Annotated in this window: 11 protein-coding genes, 1 tRNA gene and 1 pseudogene; 8 read left to right on the top strand and 5 right to left on the bottom strand. The window is 73.1% G+C overall.

What is annotated here, in order from left to right; all coding sequences use genetic code 11:
* Nucleotides 1-11 precede the first annotated feature (11 nt).
* Complete coding sequence (locus ACWCQK_RS01020) at nucleotides 12-7439, bottom strand: SDR family NAD(P)-dependent oxidoreductase (RefSeq protein ID WP_451150457.1); 7428 nt, start codon at nucleotides 7437-7439, stop codon at nucleotides 12-14.
* 437 nt (nucleotides 7440-7876) lie between these two features.
* Between ACWCQK_RS01020 and ACWCQK_RS01015 the strand changes: the two genes are divergently transcribed.
* Nucleotides 7877-8536 (top strand): O-methyltransferase, encoded by a 660-nt coding sequence (locus ACWCQK_RS01015; protein WP_451150455.1) that lies wholly within the window; start codon nucleotides 7877-7879, stop codon nucleotides 8534-8536.
* A 106-nt stretch (nucleotides 8537-8642) separates the two neighbouring features.
* On the opposite strand, the gene ACWCQK_RS01010 is transcribed toward ACWCQK_RS01015, so the two are convergent.
* Complete coding sequence (locus tag ACWCQK_RS01010; protein ID WP_451150453.1) at nucleotides 8643-9419, bottom strand: SDR family NAD(P)-dependent oxidoreductase; 777 nt, start codon at nucleotides 9417-9419, stop codon at nucleotides 8643-8645.
* Between the two features lie 164 nt (nucleotides 9420-9583).
* Between ACWCQK_RS01010 and ACWCQK_RS01005 the strand changes: the two genes are divergently transcribed.
* Nucleotides 9584-9946 carry an ArsR/SmtB family transcription factor gene (locus ACWCQK_RS01005; RefSeq protein ID WP_451150451.1) on the top strand — a complete coding sequence of 121 codons (363 nt, stop codon included), beginning with the start codon at nucleotides 9584-9586 and terminating at the stop codon, nucleotides 9944-9946.
* Between the two features lie 5 nt (nucleotides 9947-9951).
* A complete protein-coding gene (locus ACWCQK_RS01000) occupies nucleotides 9952-10575 on the top strand; it encodes an SRPBCC family protein (protein WP_451151756.1) in 624 nt (207 codons plus the stop codon).
* A 163-nt stretch (nucleotides 10576-10738) separates the two neighbouring features.
* On the opposite strand, the gene ACWCQK_RS00995 is transcribed toward ACWCQK_RS01000, so the two are convergent.
* Complete coding sequence (locus tag ACWCQK_RS00995) at nucleotides 10739-11326, bottom strand: TetR/AcrR family transcriptional regulator (protein WP_451150449.1); 588 nt, start codon at nucleotides 11324-11326, stop codon at nucleotides 10739-10741.
* Nucleotides 11327-11699: 373 nt separating this feature from the next.
* Between ACWCQK_RS00995 and ACWCQK_RS00990 the strand changes: the two genes are divergently transcribed.
* The 3 genes from ACWCQK_RS00990 (at nucleotide 11700) to ACWCQK_RS00980 (ending at nucleotide 16030) form a co-directional block, all read left to right on the top strand.
* On the top strand, nucleotides 11700-13133 hold the full coding sequence (locus ACWCQK_RS00990; protein WP_451150447.1) for an MFS transporter: 1434 nt from the start codon (nucleotides 11700-11702) through the stop codon (nucleotides 13131-13133).
* 42 nt (nucleotides 13134-13175) lie between these two features.
* Nucleotides 13176-13249 (top strand) — tRNA-Pro (locus tag ACWCQK_RS00985).
* A gap of 699 nt (nucleotides 13250-13948) precedes the next feature.
* Entirely contained in the window at nucleotides 13949-16030 is a 2082-nt protein-coding gene (locus ACWCQK_RS00980) for an NPCBM/NEW2 domain-containing protein (protein WP_451150445.1), read from the top strand.
* A 113-nt stretch (nucleotides 16031-16143) separates the two neighbouring features.
* Here ACWCQK_RS00980 and paaK read toward each other — a convergent pair whose 3' ends face one another.
* On the bottom strand, nucleotides 16144-17499 hold the full coding sequence (gene paaK / locus ACWCQK_RS00975) for a phenylacetate--CoA ligase PaaK (protein ID WP_451150443.1): 1356 nt from the start codon (nucleotides 17497-17499) through the stop codon (nucleotides 16144-16146).
* 200 nt (nucleotides 17500-17699) lie between these two features.
* Nucleotides 17700-18071: pseudogene (gene paaI, locus ACWCQK_RS00970) on the bottom strand (hydroxyphenylacetyl-CoA thioesterase PaaI); the annotation flags it as partial.
* A 195-nt stretch (nucleotides 18072-18266) separates the two neighbouring features.
* Between paaI and paaA the strand changes: the two are divergent.
* Together paaA and paaB are read left to right on the top strand one after the other, a co-directional pair.
* Nucleotides 18267-19238, top strand: a complete 972-nt coding sequence (paaA, locus tag ACWCQK_RS00965; protein WP_451150441.1) for a 1,2-phenylacetyl-CoA epoxidase subunit PaaA — start codon at nucleotides 18267-18269, stop codon at nucleotides 19236-19238.
* The gene (paaB, locus tag ACWCQK_RS00960) at nucleotides 19235-19522 is read left to right on the top strand and encodes a 1,2-phenylacetyl-CoA epoxidase subunit PaaB (RefSeq protein ID WP_385774426.1); all 288 of its coding nucleotides are present in this window, start codon (nucleotides 19235-19237) and stop codon (nucleotides 19520-19522) included. Before paaA ends, paaB begins: the two co-directional genes overlap by 4 nt.
* Nucleotides 19523-19532: the final 10 nt, after the last annotated feature.

Below are 19532 nucleotides of genomic sequence, written 5' to 3'. Positions count from 1 at the left end.
CACGGCAGCCGTCACCAGCCCGAGGAGGTGTAGACGACGGCGGTGGCCGACGGGTCGCCCCAGGCGAGCTCCCGCAGCAGTGCGGCGGTGCCCTCCTCGGGGTCGATCAGGCCGATGCCGCGCCGGCCGTACTCGCGGGCCAGCTCCGGTCCGACCATGCCGCTGTGCCCGGCGGCGGGCGCCCACGGCCCCCAGTGCACCGTCAGCGCCCGGTGCCCGGTGCGGGCGGCCCAGGCGGCGCCGAGGGTCTGGAGGGCGTCGTTGGCGGCGGCGTAGTCCACCTGGCCACGGTTGCCCAGGACGGCCGAGACACTGCCGAACAGCACGGTGAACGCGGGCCCTTCGGGCAGCTCCTCCAGCGCCGTCAGCAGGGCGTCGGCGCCGGTCGCCTTCGTGCCGAACACACGCTGGAAGGACTCGGCGCTCTTCTCGGCGATCAGCCGGTCCTCGATGACCCCGGCCGCGTAGACCACGCCGTCGAGCCGGCCGTGCTCGGTGTGGATCTCCTTGACCGCCTGGAGCACCGCGTCCGGCTCCCGGAAATCGACGGAGCGATAGCGGACCCGGCTGCCGAGCGCGGTGAGTTCCGCCAGGGTCGCGGTGATCTCGCGCTGGGCGAGCAGGAGTTCGGCGGCGCGGTTGATCTCGGCGGGCCTCAGGCCGCCGCGGGCGGCGAGCGCCGCGCGCAGCTCGGCCGGGGTACGGGCGGCGGCCGTGTCCGCGGCCTCCGGGCCGTCCGGCGGGGGTGTCCGGCCCAGCAGCTCCAGCCGGCACCGGGAGGCGGAGGCCAGCGCGACGGCGCACTGCGCGGTGATGCCCCGCGCTCCACCGGCCAGCAGGACCACCGAGTCCCGGTCCAGTCCCAGCGCGGCCGCTTCGGCGGCCCCGTCACCGGCCGGCCCGGCGCCCGTGGTGCCGAGTGCGCCGAGCGCCGTCTCGACGAGCTCCAGCCCGAACCGGCCGCCGGGCCCGCGCAGGACGACCGGCGTGCGGTCGGGGGCGCAGATCTCCTCGACCAGCGCGTCCTCCACCGGCAGATCATGCAGCGGTACGTCCGCCATCGGCCTGCCGTACCGTGGTGCGTCCGCGAGGGGTGCGGCGGCGGACACGTCGACGATCCGCGCGACCGTGTCCGGGTACTCGCGCGCCACCGTGCGGAAGAAGCCGTGCAGCCCGGCCGTCCCGGTGTCCGGCACCCCGCCGTCGGTGATCCGCACGGCCAGCAGCCGGCGCGGTCCGTGGGCCAGGGCGGCCTTGAGGACGGGGAACGCGTCGGGCAGCACCTGTGTGCCGCCCGGCACGGGATACAGCACGCCGTCCACCCGGCCGTCGGCCTCCGTGAGCAGGTGTTCACGGTCGAGTACGACGACGTCGGCGCCGTACGACCCGAGCCGGGCGCCGAGCCCGTCGCAGTCGTCGTCGCTGTCGCCGAGGATCACCCATCGCTCACCGGACAGCACGGACGCCGGATCCCGCGGGTGGGCCGCCGGTTCGAGGGGCACCGGACGCAGCAGATACCGCTTGGGCGCCTCACCGGTCCCCGTCCCGTCGGACAGTTCCGCCGCCCGGGCCGCGTCCACCGGCGCGGCCGCTTCCGCCGGTTCGGGCGCCGCCTCCGCGGTCGCCTGTGCCGGTTCCGCGGCCGGCGCGTCCGGATCCACCGGCCGCGAGGCGGCCTCGGCCGGCCGGGCGGTGGCCGTCAGCCGGGCGGTCAGCCAGTCGGTCACCGCGGCGGCCGTCCGTGCCTTCGCCAGCTCCTCCAGCTCCGCGTCGTCCAGACCCGCGAGGTCCACGCCGTCCCCGACGCCGAGGCGCCTGGCCAGTTCACCGGCGATCTCGGCCCGTTTGATGGAGTCGATGCTGAGGTCGGCCTCCAGATCGAGGTCGGGCTCGATCATGTCGACCGGGTAGCCGGTGCGCTCGCTGATGATCTCCAGGACGACCTGCTGGACGTCCGCGCCGCTCCGGGCCGGACCGGAACGGTCCTCTGGAGCCTGCTCGGGCAACGGCGCTGCGGCCTCGCCGACTTGAGGCACGGGTACGGCGACCTCCGGCACGGGGACGGCGGCCGGCGCCGGCGGTGCGAGGGTCCGCTCTCCGGCCGGCGCTCCGAAGTAGGTCATCAGCACGTCGCGCTGGGCCGCGACCATCTCGCGGCTGGTGCGCAGGAACTCGGCGATCAGCGCGTCCTGGCCGACCTGGCCTTCCCGGCCGGACGGGGCGTCGTGCGGGGGGTTCGTCGTCACAGTCGTCTCCACGCTCTCCACGACTCGTCGGGCCGGTGCGAGCGCACCGGGAAGGAGTTCTCCGGCGGCGGTGCGGACCAGGTGCCCGTCGACCGTCCAGCCGGGGCGCCTCGGCACCGGCGTACGTACCGCGTCGACGGCGTCCCGGCCGCGCAGCAGCCAGCCGGTGCGCACCGGCAGCCCCGCCACGGCCAGTCGGGCCAGCGCGTCCAGCCAGCCGCGCAGGCCGCTGTCCGGCCGGGGCTCGCACGCCACCGTCCGATGCGGCCGGTCGCCGAGGATCTGCTCGACCAGCCGGGTCAGTACGGACCCGGGACCGGCCTCGACGAAGATCCGCGCGCCCGCCGCGTACATCGCCTCGATCTGCTCGACGAACCCGACCGGGGCGCCGATCTGCGCGGCGAGCTCGGCCCGTACCGCGTCCGCGTCGGCGGCGTACGGCGCGGCCGTGCGGTTGGCCCATACCGGGAACTCGGGCGCGCGCACCGGCCGGGCCGCGAGCGCCTCGGCGAACCGCTCGCCGGCGCCCGCCACCAGCGGGCTGTGGAAGGCGCAGGCCACCGGGATGCGCTGGGCGCCGTACCCGGCCTCGCGCAGCAGGCGTACGGCGTCGGTGACGTCCTCGACCGGACCGGAGATCACCGTCTGCGCGGGGGCGTTGCGATTGGCGACGACGACCGAGGCCGGGGCGCCCGCGGTGCGCAGGGCGGTCGCGACGTCCTCGGCGCCGGCCGAGACGGCGGCCATGGTCCCCGGGTCCGCCCCCCGGTCGGCGCCGGCCGCCGCGAGGATCGCCGCCGCCCGTTCGGAGCTGAGCGCGAGGAGGGTCCCGGGGTCGAGGGCGCCGGCCGCGCACAGGGCGACGAGTTCGCCGTAACTGTGCCCGGCGGCCATGTCCGGCCGCACTCCGGCCGTCGTCAGCAGGGCGTTGGCGGCGAGTCCGGCGATGCCGAGGGCGGGCTGCGCGGCCCTGGTGTCGGTGAGCGCCGCCCGCTGCCGGTCGCGCGCGTCGTCGTCGAAGGCGGCCGGCGGATACAACGGGCCGGCCTGGTCGCCGCCGAGCTCCAGGTAGTGGCGCAGTTCGGGGAACGCGATGAACACGTCGGCGAACATGCCGACGCGCTGACTGCCCTGCCCGGGAAAGAGGAAGGCGACCGCACCTTCCCCGCGGGCCCCGGCGGGGTGGGCGCCGCGCCGCGGCGCGTGCTCCTGGGCGAGGGGGGTGCCGTCGGCCGGTGCGTGTCGCTCAGCGAGGTGGGCGCCGGGTGCCGGATCGGGCTTGCCCACGGGGTGGGCGTCGTACGCCGAACCGGGCCTCCCGGCGGTGTGGGCACCGTGTTCCGGGGCGTGTTCCCCGGCGACGGCGGTTTCACCGACTGGATCAGGTTCCCCCGAGAGGGGGGTTTCACCGGCCGGTTCGGCGCCCGTGGCCAGGTGGGTTTCACCGGCCGGTTCGGTGTCCATGGCCAGGTGCGTTCCACCGGCCGGTTCGGTGTCCATGGCCACCTGGGTTCCATCGGCCGGTGCGGCGTCCCCGGCGACATGGATGCCGCGGCCCGGATCGTGTTCCCCGGCCAGGGCCCGCCGCAGCAGGCCGATCAGGTCGTCCACGTCCCTCGCCACCACCGCCACCCGTGCCCGCTCCCCGCTGACGTCGGCGCGGCGGGCCGCGCTCAGGGCGAGGTCGCGCAGCCGCCACGGCCTGCCGTAGGCCTCGGCGGCTGCCAGCAGCTCCCGGATCGCCCGGTGCGCGGCCGCCGTGTCCCGGCCGCGGAAGACGAACAGCTCGGCCGGCCAGGCGTCCAGCCCCCGCACGGGTGCCACGCCGTCCGCGTGAGCGCCCAGCACCACATGGAAGTTGGTCCCGCCGAACCCGAACGCGCTGACCCCCGCGACACGTTGCCCGGCCGGGGTGGCCCAGGGGCGGGCCTGGGCGTGGAAGACGAACGGGCTCTTCCCCTCGTCCCAGGCCGGGTTGGGGCGCTCCATGTGCAGGGTGGGCGGCCGCACCCCGGTGTACAGCGACAGGGCGGCCTTGATCAGCCCGGCGAGCCCGGCGGCGCACTTGGTGTGCCCGATCTGCGACTTCACCGAACCCAGGACGCACGCGCCGGACTTGGCCCCCGCCGCGTCGAACACCGCGCTGAGTACGGAGAGTTCGGTGCGGTCGCCGACCACGGTCCCGGTGCCGTGCGCCTCGACGAGCCCCACGTCGGCCGGTGAGACGCCCGCGTTGCGGTAGGCCCGTTCCAGCGCCGCGCGCTGTCCCTCCGGGCGCGGCGCGGTCAGGCCGAGGGAGCGGCCGTCGCTGGAGCTGCCGAGCCCCTTGATCACACCGTAGATCCGGTCGCCGTCCCGCTGGGCGTCCGTGAGCCGCTTCAGCACGACGCAGGCGACGCCCTCGCCCAGCGCGATGCCGTCCGCCGAACCGTCGAAGGCCCGGGAGCGGCCGGTGGGGGACAGGGCGTGCACGGAGGCGAAGAGGGCGTAGTCGTTGATGCCGTTGTGCAGGTCGGCGCCGCCGCACAGCACCACGTCGCTGGTGCCGCCGACGAGTTCCTTGCAGGCGATGTCGACCGCGGCGAGCGAGGAGGCGCAGGCCGCGTCGACGGTGAAGTTGGTGCCGCCGAGGTCCAGTCGGTTGGCGATCCGGCCGGAGATGACATTGGCGAGCATGCCGGGGAACGAGTCCTCGGTGAGCCGGGGCAACTGCTCGTCGAGGCCGCCGGGGACCTCGCCGTAGTACGACGGGAGCACGGAGCGCAGGGTGGCCGCGTTGGACAGGTCGCTGCCCGCCTCGGCGCCGAACACCACCGAGGTCCGGGAGCGGTCGAACTCCCTTCCCCCGTCGCCGTATCCGGCGTCCTCCAGGGCGCGTCGCGCGGCCTCCAGGGACAGCAGCTGGACCGGCTCGATGCTGCCGAGGGACGCCGGCGGAATGCCGTAGCGCAGGGGGTCGAAGGGGATGCGGGGCAGGAAGCCGCCCCACTTGGAGGGGGTGGTGCCGCCGTCGCCGTCCGGCGTGTGGTGCACGGCCGGGTCCCAGCGGTCGGGCGGGACCTCGCCGACCGCGTCCCGGCCGCCGACGACGTTCGCCCAGAAGGACGCGAGGTCGGGCGCCTGCGGGAACATGCAGGCCATCCCGACGACCGCGATGTCGAGCGGCGCTGGCACCGCCGGCTCCGGGGTCCCCGCCACGCCGAGTCGGTCACGGAGTTCGGCCGCCCGCCCGGCGAGGAAACCGGCGGCCCCGCTGGTCACCGAGTGGTGCAGCGCCGCGACGGTGGTGGTCGCCGAGCGCAGTACGGCCACCTCCCCGGCCATGAACATGCCGTCGGCGAGCTGGCGTTCCTCGCCGACGGACGCGAGCGTGCCGTCGGCGTCCCGGTCCACGCCCTTGCTCGCGACGCGCAGCCGCCCGACGTTGAGCCGTTCCAGCTCCTCCCAGATCCGCCGGTCGGCCACGCCCTCGGACCGCAGCCGCCGCTCGTGCGCGCGGTAGTCGGCGGTGAACGGGCTGGGCACGCAACGGGTGGCGTGGCCGGGCGCGGTCTCCAGGAGTGTGGTCCGCTCCGCCGCCAGCACCTGGCGCTGGAACAGCGGCTGGATCGCCTCACCCGTCACGGCCTCCGCCGTGAACAGGTACGCGGTGCCCATGAGGACGCCGACGGCGGTTCCGCGCGCGGTGAGCGGGGCGGCCAGCGCGGCCACCATCGCGGCCGACCGCTCGTCGTGCACACCGCCCGCGAAGAACACCTCCACCTCGGGCGCGGCGCTCTCGCCGGCCGAGTCCAGGAAGTCCTCCAGGACGGCCAGTTGCGCCTCCCACAGCGGGAAACTGCCGCGCGGTCCGACGTGCCCGCCGCATTCGGCGCCCTCGAACACGAACCGGCGCGCCCCGGCCCGCAGGAACTGCCGCAGCAGCCCCGGTGAGGGCACGTGCAGGAAGGTGCGGATCCCGTCCCGCTCCAGCGCCTGCGCCTGGGACGGCCGTCCGCCCGCGATGATCACATGCGTCGGCCGCAGCTCCCGTACGGCCGCCAGCTGGGCGGCGCGCACGTCCTGCGGCGCGAAGCCGAGCACGCCGACGCCCCACGGCCGGCCGGCCACGGCGGCCCGGGTCTCGGTCAGCATGGCCCGCGTCTGTTCGCCGTTCGCCAGCGCGAGCGCGAGGAACGGCAGCGCGCCGTCCCCGGCGACCGCCGCGGCGAAGGCCGGCCGGTCGCTGACCCGGGTCATCGGCCCCTGCGCGACGGGCAACCGGGTGCCGAGCGCCCGGCTCATCGCGGAGTCCGGGCCCAGCGCCCCGGCGGACACGTCGTCGCGTACGGCGTCGCGCACCGCGTCCGTGAGCGCGCGCACGGTACGCCCCGCGTCACCCCAGCGCTCGGCGAACAGGGCGGCGAGGAAACCGTCCTGACCGACCGGCAGCAACTGGGTGCGCGGGTCCTGGGCGCCGAGCGCCGCCATCACGGCCGCCGGGTCGCTCCCGTCGACGCGCGGGGCGTCCGGGCCGCGGCGCAGCAGCACGCGGTGACCGGCCAGCACGACGGTCTCCGAGCCGTCCAGGGAACGCAGCGCCGCCGCGGTCGCCTCCGGCAGCGCGGACTCGGCCAACAGCGCGAGCTGGCCGTCCAGGACCACCCCGGCCGCCCCGCCCGCCACCGCGGCGGCGGCCGTCCGGGGGCCGATACCGCCGCAGGCCCAGACCGGGAGCGTCACGTCCGGCGCCGCGAGCAGTTGCTGGAGCAGGACGAAGGTCCCCAACTCGCCGATCCTGCCGCCGCATTCGACACCGCGGGCGATCAGCCCGTGGGCTCCGGCGCGGACGGCCTCCCGGGCCGCGTCGAGACTGGTGACCTCCACCAGTACGCGGTATAGGGTGACGACATCGTCGGCCCGCCACGGCGCGTCCGCGGCGAGCACGACCGTGTCCGGTCCGTCGGCGTCGCCCGGATCCGACGCGAGATCGGCGGGGGTCAGCCGGCAACGGGCGCCGATCCGCACCCCGAACCGGCCCGGGGCCAGGCGGCGCAGCCGCGCCAGCGCGTCGCGGGATCTTCGGTCACCATCGCCCAGATCGAGCACGCCGAGCCCGCCGGCCCGGCCGATCGCCGAGGCGAGCCCGGCGTCGGGTTCGCCGAACGGGGTGATGCCGATGATCATGTCCTCGGAACGCACAGCAGACGTCATGATTCTCCGAATCAAGCTGAGACTGCACGGTGGGGGGTGCGGGACGACAACAAAGGCGGCGAATCGGTTTCCGGCGGGACATGGGGCGGCCGGGAACGGACGTGGGGCAGCCGGGAACACCGAATAAAGCGCCTGCTCGAAACGCGTCGAAAGGTAGTCCCGTTATTACTGACTGGTCAATCTTGAACCAGCGGGTCAGTATGCGGGCGCATCGATCCGGTCAATCACGGGACGAGGAACGGACGTCGGAAACCGCATCAATTCCTTTGCGGTGCCGTGCCGTTCACTCTCTTCACACATGGCCGAAACACGGCTGAGTGAATGAACGAGTTCCGTTGGTGCGGCATGTCCGAATCGAGGCGCACTTTCCCCCTGTGTGATGGCCACAGGGAAATTCTATGTGTCGATCTTGGAGTGACCGGGAAAGGCTTGTGCATATGACGACTCTCACCAGCTCACCGGCCGCCGACGTGCTGGAGCGGCTCTTCGCGGACGCCGTCCGGACCGGGGAGGCCTTCCGCGCACGCCTGGCGCGCACCCCGGCCGAGGGGCGCGACGCCTGGGGGAGCCGGGACTCCCGCGCGTTCTACGCCGCCGCCAAGGACGCGCACCTCGCGGTCTCCCGCGACACCGCCCGGCTGCTCTATGTCCTGGCCCGTTCCCGGGGAGCCCGCCGCGTCGTGGAGTTCGGGACCTCGTTCGGTGTCTCCACGCTCTGCCTTGCCGCCGCGCTGCGGGACAACGGGGGCGGCACGCTCGTCGGCAGCGAGTACGAGCCGACCAAGGCGGAGGCGGCCCGCCGCAACCTGGCCGACGCGGGTCTCGCCGACCTGGTCGAGGTGCGCGAGGGCGACGCCCTCGACTCCCTCGCCCGTGACCTCCCGGGACCGGTCGACCTCGTGCTGCTCGACGGCGCCAAGGACGTCTACCTCGACGTGCTGCGCCTGCTGGAGCCGCGGCTCGCCCCGGGCGCCCTGGTGGTGGCCGACAACGCGGACCGCAGCCCGGAGTTCCTCGCCCACGTCCGCGGCGACGCGCGCTATGTGTCGAGCGCGGTCGGCGACGACGTCGAGGTCGCGGTGTACGCCGCGGGCTGAGACGGCGCGCGCTCCCGACCCCGCCCGCGGACAGCGGGGCGTCACGGGGGCTCCGGTCCGGCAGGGCGACGACGCCCGGCGGGGCGTGGACCGAGCACCCGGCGGCTCACACGCTGTACCCGCCGTCCACGCCCAGCGCCTGCCCCGTGATGAACCCGGCCCGGTCCGAGGCGAGGAACGCGACCGCCTCCGCGATGTCCTCCGCGGCGCCGAACCGGCGCAGCGGGATGGCGCGGCGGGTGACGGCGAGGGCCTGTTCGTCGAGTTCCCCGGAGTGGATCAGCCGGGCCGCGATGCCGTCGGTGAGCATGCCGGGCGCGACGCAGTTCACGCGGACGCCGTACCGTCCCTCCTCGGCGGCCAGGGCCCGCGCCACCGCCTCGACCGCGCCCTTCGTCCCCGACGACAGCCCGTCCCGGACGGGGAAGCGGCGGGTGGCGACCGTGGTGACGGCGACGATGCCGCCCCGGCTCTCCCGCAGCGGCGGCAGACAGGGATGCACCAGATTGAAGAACGCCACCGCGTCGCCTTCGAGTTGGGTCCGGTACTCGGTGGGCGTGACCCGGCTCAGATGCCGCATCGGCACATGCGGCCCCGCGGCGTACACCACCGTGTGCAGCCCGCCGGTCGTCCGCGCGGCGCCGGAGACGACCGCCGCCGTGGCCCGCTCGTCGCCCAAATCGAGTTGTACGGCGCGGACTTCGTGTCCGCGGGCCCGCACCTCGTCCACCAGGGCCCGCGCCGCCGCCTCGGCGGCCCGGTAGGTGAACGTCACGTGGCTCCCGCGCTCCGCCAGCAGCCGGACGACCGCCGCGCCGACCGCGCCGGTGCCGCCCGCCACGAAGGCGGTTCCCGCCCGGTCCGCGAAGTCCTGCGCGCTCATGCCTCACCCTCCCCGGGACTCGGCGACGACGACCCCCCCCCAGGGTGTAGCCGGATCCGCCGCAGAGGTGAAGGCATCCGGTCACGGCACTTTGCCGGGGACCACCGCCCCGGCCATGTCATTCACTCAGCGCTTATATAAGCACTGAGTGATAAAATCCCGCCATGCATGCCTTCGACGTCCTGGGTGACCCGGTGCGCCGACGGATCCTCGAACTGCTGGCCGACGGCGAGATGACCTCCGGAGCGGTCGGTGAGATCGTCCGCGAGGAGTTCGGGATATCGCAGCCCGGGGTCTCGCAGCATCTCAAGGTGCTGCGGGAGAACGGCTTCGCGACGGTACGTCCCGAGGGCACCCGTCGCCTGTACGCGGTGAACTCCGCGCCGCTGCGGGACGTCGACGCCTGGCTCGACCGGTTCCGCCACTTCTGGACCCCGCACCTGGACGCCCTGGCCACGGAGTTGGCCCGCGGCAGGCGAGAGCGCCGGCCGCGCGGCGCCGTCGAACCCCCGAGGAGCACCCCTTGATCGACGTGACGCATCAGATCAACGCCGTGAGCAGGCAGGTCGGCAGGCGGGTGCTCGAGGCGGGCGAGGCCCGCGTGGTGACCGTGAGCCAGACGTACGACGTCCCGCTGCACGACGTCTGGGACGCCTGCACCGACCCCGAGCGGATTCCGCGCTGGTTCCTCCCCGTCGAGGGCGACCTCCGCCCCGGCGGCCGCTACCAGCTGAAGGGCAACGCCGGGGGCACGGTCGAACGCTGCGACCCGCCCACCGGCTTCTTCGCGACCTGGGAGTTCGGCGGCGAGGTGAGCTGGATCGAGCTGCGGCTGACGGCGGAGGGTGACGGCTCGACCCGCTTCGAACTTCAGCACATCGCCCACGTCGACGACGAGAAGTGGGCCGAGTTCGGCCCCGGCGCGGTCGGTGTCGGCTGGGACATGGCGCTGTCGGGGCTGGCCCGCCATCTGTCCACCGGTGCCGCGGTCGACCCCGCGGCGGCCATGACCTGGTTCGGGTCCGAGGAGGGGCGCCGCTTCGTCACGGCCAGCGGTGAGGCCTGGTGCGCGGCGGACATCGCGGGCGGCGAGGACGAGACACGGGCGCGGGAGTCGGCACGGCGGACCGCGGCCGCGTACACGGCGACGGAGTGAGGCCGCCCGGCCGGGGGGCTCCGAAGGCGGCTTCACCGCGACACCCGCGAGTCGGCCTGACGGCGGCCTGACGACGTAAGGGGGAGGCCGACGGGGCTGTAGGGCGCGGGCCAACGGGCCCGCCCCCTACGCCGCCGATGCCCGAGAACCGCGCAGGTCGCGTCTAGGTCGCGTCGCGCGAGGTCCGTACGCCGTCCAGGGCGATGGCCAGGACGCGGTCGCGCTGCGCGTCGTCCACGAAGGTGGTCGCGGTGACTCCGGCGATCAGGCGCAGCAGGTCGCCGAAGTCCATGTCCGGGCGGGCCGCCCCGGCGCGCTGCGCCCGCTCGAAGAGCGGACCGCCCGCCGCGTACATCGAGTCCCGGCAGGCCAGGAAGATCCCCGACTCGTCCTCCAGCGCCTCGCGCACGGCCCGCTTGGTGACCAGGTAGCCGGCGAAGCGGCTCAGCCAGGCCGTGAGTGCCTGCCACGGCTCCTGCCCGGCCACCTCCCGCGCCACCCGGCACAGCTCGTTGACCTCGTCGGCGTAGACGCTCTCGAAGAGGGCCCGGCGGGTGGGGAAGTTGCGGTAGAGCGTGGCGATGCCGACGCCCGCGCGCCGGGCGATGTCCTCCAGGGACGCCTCCGCGCCGTGCTCGGCGAACGCCTCGCGCGCGGCGGCCAGCAGGGCGTCGTAGTTGCGGGCCGCGTCCTTACGGTGCGGACGCTGGCTCGCGACGATCTCGCTGACGGGGAAGGGCTCGGCCGTCACTGCTGCCTCCCGGGCGGGCATCGGTTGAAACGGAGGTTCACCTCCGCTACAGTGGAGGAGTGCCTCCACTTTACCAGTGCGGGGCTGCTCCTGTCGCGGCGCGTCTCCTCGCACCGGCCGCTCGTCCTTCCGCCGTACCCCCTGTCACGCACCACGATCCATCCTGCGCCCCGCAGCCCGCACCATCGCACTCTTCAGTGCCACCGCACTTCACGCTCCACCGCACTTCACCTCACACTCCACCCCACCCTCCCGTGTGACCGTCCCCCCGCGGCCGTCGGCCTGCCCGACGCCGCCCCGCGGCGCGTCGGTCCGTACGGACGCGGCCGGACGCCCCGGCCCACACCCCTGCTCGGATTCGGAGAGGCCCTCCATGCCCCGCACGTCCACCCGCCTCACCTTCGCGGTCCTCGCGACCGGTGCCGGCGTGTTCTCCATGCTGCAGTCGCTGATCGCGCCGGCCCTGCCGACCGTCCAGCACGCGCTGCACACCTCGCAGTCCACCGTGACCTGGGTGATGACCGCCTATCTGCTGTCCGCCTCGGTCTTCACCCCGATCCTCGGCCGGGTCGGCGACCTGATGGGCAAGAAGCGCACCCTCGTCGCCGTCCTGGTGGCCGTGCTCGCGGGCTGTCTGCTCGCCGCGCTCGCGCCGAACATCGGCGTACTGATCCTCGCCCGGGTCGTGCAGGGCGTCGGCGGCGCGCTGTTCCCGCTGTCCTTCGGCATCATCCGGGACGAGTTCGCCGCGTCCGAGGTCAGCGGCAGTATCAGCAACCTCTCCGCCGTGATCGCGGCCGGCGGCGGCGTCGGCATGGTGGCGGCCGGACCCATCGTCTCGGCGCTCGACTACCGGTGGCTGTTCTGGATCCCGGTCGCCGTGGTCGCGGCCGCCGCGCTCATCGCCCTGCGCTACGTCCCCGAATCGCGCGGCCGGGCGGCCGGTCAGGTCAACTGGGCCGGCGCCGTACTGCTGTCCGGCTGGCTGGTGGCCCTGCTGCTGCCGCTCAGCCAGGCGACCCACTGGGGCTGGGGCTCGACCCGCGTCATCGGCCTGTTCGTCCTCGCCGCGGTGCTGTGCGCGCTGTGGCTGCGCACCGAGGCCCGCTCCGCCACCCCGCTGATCGACCTGCGCGTCATGCGGCTGCCCGCCGTGTGGACGACCAACCTCGCGGCGCTGCTGTTCGGCGCCGGGATGTACGCGATCTGGTCGTTCCTGCCCGGCTTCGTCCAGACCCCGCGCACCGCGGGCTACGGCTTCGGCGCGAGCGTCACCGCGTCCGGGCTCCTCATGCTGCCGATGCTGGTCGCGATGTTCCTCTCGGGCGTGATCGGCGGCCGGCTGGAACCCCGCGTCGGCGCCAAGGCACTGCTCACCGCGGGCGCCGGACTCGGCGCGCTGGCGCTCGGCATCCTCACCTTCTGGCACGACCTCCAGTGGCAGATCGGCCTGGTCGCGGGCGTGTTCGGCCTCGGTATCGGACTCGCCTTCGCCTCGATGGCGAACCTCATCGTCGGCAGCGTCCCGCCCGAGCAGACCGGTGCCGCGACCGGCATGAACGCCAACATCCGCACCATCGGAGGCTCCATAGGCGCCGCGCTCACCGGTGTCCTGGTGACCGGCCGGCTCCAGCCCTCGGGCCTGCCCTACGGCTCCGGCTACACCCACGCCTTCGCCCTGCTGGCGCTGCTCTGCCTCGGCGCGGCCCTGGCCGCCCTGCTGGTCCCGGTCCGGCGTGCCGCGGGGACCCTCGGACCGGCCCGCGCGGCCGGCGTCCCGGCGGAAGCACCTGTGCGCGTACGGTAGTGTTGACCTGCGTGATCTCGCGGTTCACCGCGAGAGGCGCATCGGGACGTGGCGCAGCTTGGTAGCGCACTTGACTGGGGGTCAAGGGGTCGCAGGTTCAAATCCTGTCGTCCCGACTGGAGACAGTCGCAGGTCAGGGCCGATTTCGGAGATGTCCGAAACCGGCCCTTGGCCGTTTCTGGGGACCGCGTGAGGGCCGGCGTACCGATGGTCAGGGCGCCGCGGTACCGCCGTGGACTTCTGGCCGCCCGCCGCGGGGCCCGCTGGATCCCGGCGGCGATCGCGCCCCTGTAGCCGCCGGTCAGCGGGCCTTCCCGGTGATGGAGGCATTCTCGTCGACATCGCGGCGAAAGAGCCCCGCATGCGTACCTCTTCCCGGCATCTGCGCTGCTCAGCGCTCGGCCCGCCCGCTTCCGGACATCGCATGCCTCCGGCGTACCTGCTCGGCCGGACCACGTCACCGGAGACCACGTCGCCGGGTCCTGGCACGCATCCAGCCCGCAAGACGTCGAAATCGGACAAGTGAGGACTGATCTCGCGCATCCCCTCAGGTGTCACACCTGAGGCAGGATCACGCGCCGCCCGGCAGGGCGAAGTTGGGGTACCCGGCCAGGCCCTACGGGTAACTATTAATTTAGGAATTATTATTGACGCCCGTCGGTAACCGCTGCAAGATCCTGGAAACAGACAGCAGGCGCACAGGCACTGCCTGGTCCGAAGCCCGACCACCGCACCCTCCGCGAGGGAGCGATGCCTCATGCTCACGACCAGGACCGGTCGGCACGCCTGCTCGATCGGACAGCGAAGGTCCCGATGTGAAACGACATCTCACCGTCCTCCTCGCCCTCCTGACGGGCTTGCTGGTCGTGCCGGCACAAGCCCACGCAGGCCCGGCGGCCGACGCCGGCGCCGCCACGGCACCGGCACCTCAGCAGGCGCTGAGCCCGACGCCGTACATGGGCTGGAACACCTATTACGCGTTCGGTGGCGATCCCACCGAGGCCGAGATCAGGTCGACGGCCGACTTCCTGGTCAGCAGCGGTCTGCACGACGCCGGCTACAACTACGTCTGGATCGACGGCAACTGGGCCGCGCCGACCCCGCGCAGCGCGGCCGGCGACCTGACGCCCAACCCCGCCCAGTTCCCGAACGGGCTGAAGCCGCTGGTCGACTACATCCACTCCAAGGGCCTGAAGGCCGGCATCTACACCGACGCCGGCCCGTACATCCCGGGCAAGTGCGGTCTCGGCAGCGGCGGCCACTACCAGCGCGACGCGGACCAGTTCGCCGCCTGGAAGTTCGACGCGGTCAAGGTCGACTACCTCTGCGGTATCGCCGCGGACCTCGACCCGAAGACCGTCTACACCGAGTTCGCGCAGGCGCTGCGGAACAACGCGAGCAAGCGCCCCATGATCTTCAACCTCTGCAACCCGGTGACCTCCCCCGACTGGGGCAACTACCCGGAGGAGCAGCAGTCGACGTACTCCTGGTCCTACGCGCCGAAGATCGCGCAGTCGTGGCGGACGTACACCGATGTGGGCTTCGTCGACGAGATCAAGTTCAAGGACGTGCTGCGCAACTACGACGCGAACGCGCGGCACCCCGAGGCCGCGGGTCCCGGACACTTCAACGACCCGGACTACCTCGGTCCCGAGCACGGAATGTCCGACGAGGAGTTCCGTACCCAGATGACGCTCTGGTCGGTGGCGGCTGCCCCGCTGATCATCGGCAGTGACGTCACCAAGCTGGGCAAGACCTCGCTCAGCACGCTCTCCGACCCCGACGTGCTCGCGATCAACCAGGACCCCGCCGTCGTCCAGGCCGTCCGCGTCGGCCCCGCCGGCACGACGGAGACCTGGGTGAAGCGGCTCGCCAACGGTGACCGTGCCGTGGTGCTGTTGAACCGCGGCGACAGCCCGGCGACCCTCACCGCGAAGGCGTCGTCGGTGGGCCTGTCCGGCCACCGGTTCACCCTGAAGAACGCCTGGACCGACCAGGTCACCGAGAGCGCCGGCACCATCAGTGCCGCCGTCCCCGCCCGCGGCGCGGCCCTGTTCCGGGTCGGCCGGGCCACCGGCAAGCCCGGTCTTCCGCACGTCGTCGCCGGCCTGCCGCAGGTGACGCAGGTCGGCAGCGACACGGTGCCGGCCGGAACCGCCCCGATGGTCGCCGGCGGCGACCAGGCCCGGGTCGAGGTCACCGTCCGCAACGACGGTGGTCTGCCGGTCCTCGTGCCGCGCGTCGAGCTGGCGGTGCCCGCCGGCTGGACGGCCCGTCCGCTCGGCAAGGCGCCGACGCTGCTCGGCTCCAACCGCTCGGCGACCCTGGCCTTCACGGTGACCGTGCCGGCCACCGCCGAGGCGGGCGACGCCACGCTGACCGCCACCACGTCGTACGAGGTGATCGGCAAGGGGCGTCAGCGCCAGGAGACGAAGGCCGCGGTGACCGTCGCACCGGCGGCGCCGCACGGCGACACCGTGCTCTCGCACCACCAGTGGATCAGCGCCACCAGCGGCTGGATGAGCCCGACCGTCGACAACAGCGTCGGCGGCTGGTCGCCGATCAGCATGCTCGGCCAGGTCCACCCGACCGGTATCGGGGTCGCCTCGCCGTCCACGATCCGCTACTACCTGGGCGACCGGTGCAGCCGCCTGACCGCGACCGTCGGCATCGACGACGCGGTGCGCAACGTGGGCCCGGAGGGCGGCACGTCCACCTTCCAGGTGATCGGTGACGGCAAGGTGCTGTTCGACAGCGGTGTGGTGAACCGGGACGCCGTCCACCAGGCCGACGTCGACCTGACCGGAGTCCGGGTGCTCGACCTCGTGGTCGGCGACGCCGGCGACGGCGGCTACAACGACCGCGCCAACTGGGCGGGCCTGAACGCCACCTGCTGACGCGGACCGGCCGCACCCGGGTGACATCTCACCCGGGTGCGGCCGCTTCACCAAGACTCAAGACTTCGGGACGCCGTCGGCACACCGCACGCCTCGCCGACCGCGGTGCGGTGCTACTGCCCGCGCAGGTCCTTCACCCGCCGGAGTTTGCCGAGGGAGCGTTCCAGGGTCTCCGGTTCGACGACCGTCACCTCGACGCTGACCCCGACCCCGTCCTTCACCCCCCGGGCGATCGTCCGGGCGGCCGCCTCGCGCGGCTCGGGACCGGTGCCGGGGCGGGCCTCGACCTGTATGTCCATGTGGTCCATCCGGCCGCGCCGCGTCAGCCGCACCTGGAAGTGCGGGGCGACACCCGGAGTGCGGAGCACGATCTCCTCGATCTGGCTGGGGAAGACGTTCACCCCGCGCAGAATGATCATGTCGTCGCAGCGGCCGGTGATCTTCTCGATCCGGCGGAAGGCGGGCCGGGCGGTGCCGGGCAGCAGCCGGGTCAGGTCACGGGTCCGGTAGCGGATGATCGGCAGCGCCTCCTTGGTGAGGGAGGTGAGGACGAGTTCGCCGCTGTCGCCCTCGGCCATGACCTCGTCGGTGATCGGGTCGACGACCTCGGGATAGAAGTGGTCCTCCCAGACGTGCAGGCCGTCCTTGGTCTCGACGCACTCCTGCGCCACCCCCGGACCGATCACCTCGGACAGCCCGTAGATGTCCACGGCGTGGATGTCGAGCCGCTCCTCGATCTCGCGGCGCATCTCCTCGGTCCACGGCTCGGCACCGAAGATGCCCACCTTCAGCGAGCTGGTGCGCGGGTCGACGCCCTGGCGCTCGAACTCGTCGAGGAGGGTCAGCATGTATGACGGCGTGACCATGATGATCTCGGGCTTGAAGTCCTGGATGATCTGCACCTGGCGCGCGGTCATGCCGCCGGAGGCGGGGATCACCGTGCAGCCGGCGCGTTCGGCGCCGTAGTGCGCGCCGAGGCCGCCCGTGAACAGGCCGTAGCCGTAGGAGACATGGACCTTGTGGCCGGGGCGGCCGCCCGCGGCGCGGATCGAGCGGGCGACGACGTCCGCCCACAGGGAGATGTCGTTCTCCGTGTAGCCGACGACCGTGGGACGTCCGGTGGTGCCGCTGGAGGCGTGCACGCGCCGTACGTCCGCCATGGGCACGGCGAACATGCCGAACGGGTACGTGTCCCGCAGATCGGCCTTGGTGGTGAAGGGGAACCGGGACAGGTCCTCCAGGGTGCGGCAGTCGTCGGGCTTGAGACCCGCCGCGTCGAACTTCTCGCGGTACAGCTCCACGTTGTCGTAGGCGTGCCGCAGCGTCGCGCGCAGCCGGTCGAGCTGGCGTTCCCGCAGCTCCTCGCGGGTCAGGCGCTCGCCGTCGTCCAGCAGCTCCCGGGGGAGCGGTTCCCCCAGTCGTCCGCCGCCGGTGGCCGCGGGGGCCGTCAGTCCGCTTCCGCTGCTCATTACGACTCCCTCGTCGTGCTGTTCCGAACCGCCGGCGCATCGCTTCGAACCGTCGGCCCACCACTTCGGACCGCCGACGCATCGCCTCGAACCGCCGGCCCATCACTTCGAACCGTCGCCGCGTCACCTCGAACCGTCCGCGGGCCGTCGTGAACCGCCTGCGCACCGTCCTGAACCTTCGCTGCACCCTCCTGAACCGCCCGCGCCCCGCCCACCGTGCGGCTGCGTCCGCGGAACTCCGCGATCACCTCGTCGCCGCGCAGCACGCTCACGTCGTAGAGGCCGCTGCGGCCGAAGCGGGTGCGTTCCGTCGCCGTCGCGACGAGGACGTCACCCTCGTACGCGGGGGCGACGAAGTCGATGTCGGCTCCGGCGGCGACGGTCACGGGCCCATGGCTGTTGCAGGCGCAGGCGAAGGCCGTGTCGGCGAGCAGGAACACACAGCCGCCGTGGGCGATCCGGTGCCCGTTGACCATCGCCGGGGTCACCGTCATCCGCAGGACGGCCGTCCCGGCGCCGTGCTCGACGAGCTCGATGCCCAGCTGCCGGGCGGCCTCGTCCGCGGCGAACATCTCCCGCGTCGGACCGGGCTCCGTGTCACGGGCCTGCGTCACGTACTCACCGCCTTGTGAACCGACCGAACATTCGGTTAGCGTGCGCTCCGCCAAAGTAATCCAGCACCGGCATCGGCTGTCAAGGTCTTGCCCGGCCGGTGACGACCCGGCACACTGGAACCGAACGAATGGTCGGTTGGGAAGCTGGTATCGATGACCACGACAGAGTCCACGCCCTCCCTCCAGGGCCTCCAGGAGCACTTCGACGCGACCATCGCGCACGACCAGCGGATCGAGCCCCGGGACTGGATGCCGGACGGCTACCGCCGGACGCTGATCCGCCAGATCGCGCAGCACGCGCACTCCGAGATCATCGGCATGCAGCCGGAGGGGGAGTGGATCACGCGGGCGCCGTCGCTGCGCCGCAAGGCCATCCTGTTCGCCAAGGTCCAGGACGAGGCCGGTCACGGGCTGTACCTGTACTCGGCCGCCGAGACCCTGGGCGCCGACCGCGCGGACCTGACCCGCAAGCTGGTCGAGGGCCGGCAGAAGTACTCGTCGATCTTCAACTACCCGACGCTGAGCTTCGCCGACGTCGGCGTGATCGGCTGGTTCGTGGACGGCGCCGCGATCTGCAACCAGGTACCGCTGTGCCGCAGCTCGTACGGGCCCTACGCGCGCGCGATGGTGCGGATCTGCAAGGAGGAGTCCTTCCATCAGCGGCAGGGCTACGAGCTGCTGCTGACCATGATGCGCGGCACCGAGGCCCAGCGTGAGCTGGTCCAGGACGCGGTGAACCGCTGGTGGTGGCCGTCCCTGATGATGTTCGGGCCGCCCGACGACGCCTCGCCCAACTCGGCGCAGTCCATGGCCTGGAAGATCAAGCGGCACAGCAACGACGAGCTGCGTCAGCGGTTCGTCGACATGACCGTCCCGCAGGCCGACAAGCTCGGCGTGAGCCTGCCCGACCCCGAGCTGCGCTGGAACGAGGAGCGCGGGCGTCACGACTTCGGCACCCCGGACTGGGACGAGCTGATGCGTGTGATCAAGGGCGAGGGACCGTGCAACGAGGAACGCGTGGCGCGTCGCCGGGACGCACACGACGAGGGTGCCTGGGTGCGCGAGGCGGCCACCGCCCACGCGGCCAGGCGGAGCGAGCGGGCGCAGGAAGGTGCGAGGGCATGACACAGCAGGACTGGCCTCTGTACGAGGTGTTCGTGCGCGGCAAGCGGGGCCTCAACCACGTGCACGTCGGCTCGCTGCACGCGGCCGACGACGAGATGGCCCTCACCCACGCCCGCGACCTCTACACGCGGCGCAACGAAGGCGTGAGCATCTGGGTGGTGCGCTCGGAGCACATCGCCGCGTCCAGCCGCGACGAGAAGGACCCGTTCTTCGCCCCCAGCGCGGACAAGGTCTACCGCCACCCGACCTTCTACGACATCCCCGACGACGTCCCGCACATCTGAGGAGCAGGGC

The organism is Streptomyces sp. NPDC002306 (genome assembly GCF_053593435.1).
This window is presented reverse-complemented; position numbering and strand designations above follow the sequence as displayed.

What these genes read in the sequence shown, in the direction of transcription:
- ACWCQK_RS00990 (WP_451150447.1), top strand. Translation starts at nt 11,700, where the DNA reads ATGCCCCGCACGTCCACCCGCCTCACCTTCGCGGTCCTCGCGACCGGT.
- paaA (WP_451150441.1), top strand. Translation starts at nt 18,267, where the DNA reads ATGACCACGACAGAGTCCACGCCCTCCCTCCAGGGCCTCCAGGAGCAC.
- ACWCQK_RS01005 (WP_451150451.1), top strand. Translation starts at nt 9,584, where the DNA reads ATGCATGCCTTCGACGTCCTGGGTGACCCGGTGCGCCGACGGATCCTC.
- paaB (WP_385774426.1), top strand. Translation starts at nt 19,235, where the DNA reads ATGACACAGCAGGACTGGCCTCTGTACGAGGTGTTCGTGCGCGGCAAG.
- ACWCQK_RS01010 (WP_451150453.1), bottom strand. Translation starts at nt 9,419, where the DNA reads ATGAGCGCGCAGGACTTCGCGGACCGGGCGGGAACCGCCTTCGTGGCG.
- paaK (WP_451150443.1), bottom strand. Translation starts at nt 17,499, where the DNA reads ATGAGCAGCGGAAGCGGACTGACGGCCCCCGCGGCCACCGGCGGCGGA.
- ACWCQK_RS01020 (WP_451150457.1), bottom strand. Translation starts at nt 7,439, where the DNA reads ATGACGTCTGCTGTGCGTTCCGAGGACATGATCATCGGCATCACCCCG.
- ACWCQK_RS01015 (WP_451150455.1), top strand. Translation starts at nt 7,877, where the DNA reads ATGACGACTCTCACCAGCTCACCGGCCGCCGACGTGCTGGAGCGGCTC.